At 55.1% G+C, this 3,949-nt stretch carries 9 protein-coding genes and 1 pseudogene; 9 read left to right on the top strand and 1 reads right to left on the bottom strand.

Annotation, left to right across the window (positions count from 1 at the left end):
• The 7 genes and pseudogenes from AO388_RS24285 to AO388_RS29820 all read left to right on the top strand — a co-directional run.
• Positions 1-382 (top strand): annotated as a pseudogene (locus AO388_RS24285) (tyrosine-type recombinase/integrase); the annotation flags it as partial.
• A gap of 16 nt (positions 383-398) precedes the next feature.
• Positions 399-614: a hypothetical protein gene (locus AO388_RS24280; RefSeq protein ID WP_044294380.1), complete on the top strand. Its 216-nt coding sequence runs from the start codon at positions 399-401 to the stop codon at positions 612-614.
• The gene (locus AO388_RS24275) at positions 611-931 is read left to right on the top strand and encodes a hypothetical protein (RefSeq protein ID WP_058417330.1); all 321 of its coding nucleotides are present in this window, start codon (positions 611-613) and stop codon (positions 929-931) included. The genes AO388_RS24280 and AO388_RS24275 overlap by 4 nt, the downstream gene beginning before the upstream one ends.
• Positions 932-933: 2 nt before the next feature.
• Positions 934-1,317, top strand: coding sequence for an antitermination protein Q (locus AO388_RS24270; protein ID WP_054076564.1), 384 nt, complete (start codon positions 934-936; stop codon positions 1,315-1,317).
• A gap of 332 nt (positions 1,318-1,649) precedes the next feature.
• A complete protein-coding gene (locus AO388_RS24265) occupies positions 1,650-1,967 on the top strand; it encodes a phage holin, lambda family (RefSeq protein WP_017700708.1) in 318 nt (105 codons plus the stop codon).
• Entirely contained in the window at positions 1,964-2,353 is a 390-nt protein-coding gene (locus AO388_RS24260) for a hypothetical protein (RefSeq protein ID WP_058417329.1), read from the top strand. Before AO388_RS24265 ends, AO388_RS24260 begins: the two co-directional genes overlap by 4 nt.
• Complete coding sequence (locus AO388_RS29820; RefSeq protein WP_269059329.1) at positions 2,316-2,501, top strand: hypothetical protein; 186 nt, start codon at positions 2,316-2,318, stop codon at positions 2,499-2,501. The genes AO388_RS24260 and AO388_RS29820 overlap by 38 nt, the downstream gene beginning before the upstream one ends.
• 105 nt (positions 2,502-2,606) lie before the next feature.
• On the opposite strand, the gene AO388_RS29035 is transcribed toward AO388_RS29820, so the two are convergent.
• Entirely contained in the window at positions 2,607-3,092 is a 486-nt protein-coding gene (locus AO388_RS29035; RefSeq protein ID WP_058417327.1) for a hypothetical protein, read from the bottom strand.
• Positions 3,093-3,281: 189 nt separating this feature from the next.
• On the opposite strand from AO388_RS29035, the gene AO388_RS24245 reads away from it, so the two are divergent.
• Complete coding sequence (locus AO388_RS24245) at positions 3,282-3,461, top strand: hypothetical protein (protein ID WP_058417326.1); 180 nt, start codon at positions 3,282-3,284, stop codon at positions 3,459-3,461.
• Complete coding sequence (locus AO388_RS24240) at positions 3,452-3,793, top strand: HNH endonuclease (RefSeq protein ID WP_058417325.1); 342 nt, start codon at positions 3,452-3,454, stop codon at positions 3,791-3,793. Before AO388_RS24245 ends, AO388_RS24240 begins: the two co-directional genes overlap by 10 nt.
• Positions 3,794-3,949: the final 156 nt, after the last annotated feature.

The raw sequence follows: 3,949 nt of genomic DNA, 5'->3' as shown, positions 1-3,949 counted from the left end.
GAGAACACCAAGACCCGCTGTGAGCATCGCTTACCGCTGACCCATCAGGCCTGCGCGCTGCTGGAGCGCTATCGGGACTGGCAATCGTCGAAGGGCTACAAGGGTGCCTACATGTTCCCGGCCCGCAATCGTGGACCGATCAGCGACAGCCAGGCATGTGCCGTATTCGCTCGCCTGGGCAAGGGTGAGTGGACGAGCCACGATCTGCGCAAAGTGGCCCGGACCGGCTGGACTGATCTGGGCGTCGACTTCCTGATCGGCGAGATGCTGGTGAACCACACGCTGACCCGCAATGTGCAGACCTATATCCNGAAACGAAAATTCGCAGAATGCCGTCGAGGCCAATACCGGCGCGGCTTCCGGCGCGATCACGAATCCATAAAAGGCGAGGTTTAAAAATGGCCGAATTAATCGCGAACGTGTTGTTTACAGGCCAGGTTGCCACGCTGATTGAGGGTGAGATCGCCGACGACGGGAGCCCGATCTATGAATGCAGCGGCCGCCGTTATTCGGCCCCCTTGCGGATTGGCATTATGGATAAGCACGGCAAACCGGTTCACGGCGAAAACCTTTGGGTGGCATTGAGGGCTATAGCGCCGGAGGCTGATAAGTGAGGAAGAGTCACGGCCCAGCGTTCCGCGCCGCTCAACTTGACCTAGCCCAGTGCCCGGCCTGCCGGGGCCGCGCAGTGATCAAGGGTGTTTTCCATGAAATGGCGTGCGTGCAGTGCAACGCCTCGGGCTGGGTCGCCGCCGAGACCGGTGATGCGCTGCCGCTGGAAGTGCTGGTGACGCAGTTGAGCATGCGCCTGCAGGCCGCTGATCAGCAGATCGAACAATTGAAGCGCCCGGCCCAGATGACTGGGCCTGCTGCGATTTATAACCAGAACAACCGCCGCGGTGCCGGCGGATCGAATTACACAGGGGATTGACCATGATGACTCGCAACACGCTGCACCGCCCGCTGGGTGAAACTGAAAACATGCTCGAGCAGTGGGGATACTGGCGGATGGATGGAATGGGTGTGCCCAGCTATGCCTCGCCCACGCTCGCCCTGATGCGGGATGCCATGCCAATGCCCGGCAAATCGTATGTGATCACCGACGAACTGGCAGGCCTTGTGGACGCAGCCGTTGCTGGTCTGTGCGCTCGTCATCAGCAGATGGGCGATATGGTCTGGTTCTATTACGGCGCGAAGTGGCCAGCGATCCGGGTTGGTCGCCACTTCGGAATGAGCGAGGGCAAGGCGCGCGAGTTGATCAAGGCTGGTGCTGCCTGGGTGGACTGCTATTTGGAGGGCGTCCGAGCAGCGGCGTAAAAAAGAGTTGTCCATATGGAATAGCTCTGTTTTCATGGCACGGTGTTCAGCTGTTCCAGCGCGGCACCCCTGATGATTAAGCCCAGCCAAGTGCTGGGTTTTTTGCTTTATGCAGATGAATGCGCAGGCTGATGCGCGGGGAAGCTACACGGGTTTGCCGGTGAAATTCCGGTGCTCCTGCAGGGTTTGCGACCAGCGTTGCCGGTTCGAGTCCGGACGGAACCTTGTATGCCGGGATCAGCTCCGGCCATCTGCACCCATTCAAAGGCTCGCCATACCGGCGGGCCTTTTTCGTTTATAGATCCCGAAAGGGTTGAGACCGGACGCGCACCATGCCCGAAAAGAACCCCGACTTATGGGCGCAGGTCTGGATGGCCCTATCGAATCCACTCTGGCAGGGCGCGATCATGGCCATCATCGTCTCACTACTGCGAATCCTCTACGACGCAAAAGAGACCAGCAAACGCCGGATCTGCTTTGAAGCATTGATCTGTGGTGCGCTGAGCCTGGTTGCGTCCAGCCTGATCGAGTGGATGGCATGGCCGCCCAGTCTGTCAGTGGCTGCCGGTGGAACCATCGGCTTTCTTGGCGTTACCGCCATACGCGAGCTGGTAACACGGTTCATTGGCCGCAAGGTGGACATCACATGAAGGCTATCGCAGCTGCAATCATCATTGGCCTTGTTGGTCTGCTGCTCGTTGGTATCCAGCAGTACCGCGTTGTCGCCCTCAGTGGTGCCATGCAGTTGGAGACCAAGAGTAAGAACGAAGCCATCGCAGCCAGTAAAGAAAGCGAGGCCACCATAACCACGCTGCGGGCCGAGGCTCAACGCAACGCTGCCTATCTGAAAGACCTGAGCCAGCGCATCAAGGCCAGCGAAGACAAAGCCAAACAGGCGAGGAAAGAATTTGAAGACCTCAAGCGGAACAACAAGCCCGTTCGTGATTGGGCTTCTCAGCCTCTGCCTGACGGCCTGCGTGGGAAGCCCGCAACCGGTTCTGGTAAAGACAACAGCGGTAAGGCTAGAACCCCCTGAGCTGATTCCCTGTGAACGTATCAATGCTGACGAGGCCGATCTGAGGCTGAATGGCGATGTGTGGGAGCTGAAAGACCAGGCCATCAAACTGTTGGATACGTGCGCTGATCAGGTCGACGCACAGATCCAGCGCAGCCAGAGCAAATAGTAAGGGCCAAGATTTAGGTTGCGTTCGGCCGCGGTATGCTTCTGGCTGGAAATGCCCAAAGTCAGCTCTTACTTTGGTTAATATGCTGTTTATGTAGCTATGATGCTAAGTTATTGTTGGTTGATGTTCTTGGAGTTCATTTAAAGAGCGGTGAATGGTATTGGCTGCCTCTGAAGTTTTCTTTATGTTTGAGTCAAACCATTGCTTGCTAAGAGTTTCGTTGTATGTGACTCGGACCTCACCATTCTGTTCTTTAGAGAACTTTAAAAGCCGAAGGTTATCATCATCAATCTCTCCTAGGATTCGGCCATGAGCAAGTGCGTCACGTAACTCCACTAAGCTGTCAATATCTACAGTTGCTTTGTTGTTGAGGTTGTTATACTTTTTTAAAGTTGTTGTGAGTGTGTCGTAGTTATTAAACGGATCGGCCCTATGCGTTGAGCCAACAGGAGAGTTGATTTTGAATGGGGGGATTGATTTGTTTTCTGCTTTGTAACTTTTTTCATGGATGTACATCCGAGCTAAAAGCTCTACCGTTTGTAGGTTGGATAATAACTTTCCGAGTGCAGCTGAATGTTCTTCTAAGGTCATATTTTTACCCTCAATTTCTTGGTGTTAATCATTTTTTGATCAGTAATGTGGGAGATTTCAGTATTGCAGAAGTTAGCCAAAAAGCTCACCCAACATTTTTTTTTCAGTTCGATTATTGAGCCTGTCCAGTGAGTTGCAGCGGATGCGCCGCTCGGCGCGAGTGGATCAAGAAGTGGAGCAAGGTGGCATATGAACGAGCACAGCAACTCCTTGCTAGGCCAGATCCTGGCCGAGCAGGTAAAGCAGACCCAGCTGCTACAGCGGATGGCAGAGCAACAGATGCTGCTGATCGACGCACTTAGTGAAGACGAGCCGGAAGACCCCGATAGCCAGCCACGCACCTACTTGGACGGCACACCATGCCGTTGAGGCCGCAGAAGCCGTGCAATGCCCAAGGCTGCAACACACTGACCCGTAACCCTCGGTACTGTGACGCCCATAAGGATGTAGGCAAGCAGTTCGAAGTAAAGCAGCGGGAGAAGCAACGCGAGACCAGCAGCCAGCGCGGCTATAGCTACAAGTGGCAACAGGCGCGCAAGGGCTTCTTGGCTAAGCATCCGCTCTGCGTAGAGTGCGAGCGCATTGGACGTGTCACAGCGTCGACAGACGTTGATCACATCATTCCTCACAAGGGTGACATGGACCTGTTCTGGGATCGATCCAACTGGCAGGCTAACACCCAGGCAGCCCGGCCTCGCTGACCGAAACGAGAACGATTTCCGTCGAATTGCACGAAAATGCACCGATATGGTGCGCGCACCAGTCTGGTGCGGTGGGGGAGGGTCAAAAGTCTGGACCCTTTCGCTTCTAGACCGCGCCCTCAGTCGTTTTTTTACACCCGCGAAATTAAAAATTCT

This window comes from Pseudomonas sp. ICMP 10191 (genome assembly GCF_001467335.1).
Classification (GTDB): Bacteria; Pseudomonadota; Gammaproteobacteria; order Pseudomonadales; family Pseudomonadaceae; genus Aquipseudomonas; species Aquipseudomonas cerasi.
This window is presented reverse-complemented; position numbering and strand designations above follow the sequence as displayed.

Excerpts from the sequence above, each read along its gene's own strand:
- AO388_RS24265 (WP_017700708.1), top strand. The coding sequence starts at position 1,650 with ATGCCCGAAAAGAACCCCGACTTATGGGCGCAGGTCTGGATGGCCCTA.
- AO388_RS24280 (WP_044294380.1), top strand. The coding sequence starts at position 399 with ATGGCCGAATTAATCGCGAACGTGTTGTTTACAGGCCAGGTTGCCACG.
- AO388_RS24240 (WP_058417325.1), top strand. The coding sequence starts at position 3,452 with ATGCCGTTGAGGCCGCAGAAGCCGTGCAATGCCCAAGGCTGCAACACA.
- AO388_RS24270 (WP_054076564.1), top strand. The coding sequence starts at position 934 with ATGATGACTCGCAACACGCTGCACCGCCCGCTGGGTGAAACTGAAAAC.
- AO388_RS24245 (WP_058417326.1), top strand. The coding sequence starts at position 3,282 with ATGAACGAGCACAGCAACTCCTTGCTAGGCCAGATCCTGGCCGAGCAG.
- AO388_RS29035 (WP_058417327.1), bottom strand. The coding sequence starts at position 3,092 with ATGACCTTAGAAGAACATTCAGCTGCACTCGGAAAGTTATTATCCAAC.
- AO388_RS24260 (WP_058417329.1), top strand. The coding sequence starts at position 1,964 with ATGAAGGCTATCGCAGCTGCAATCATCATTGGCCTTGTTGGTCTGCTG.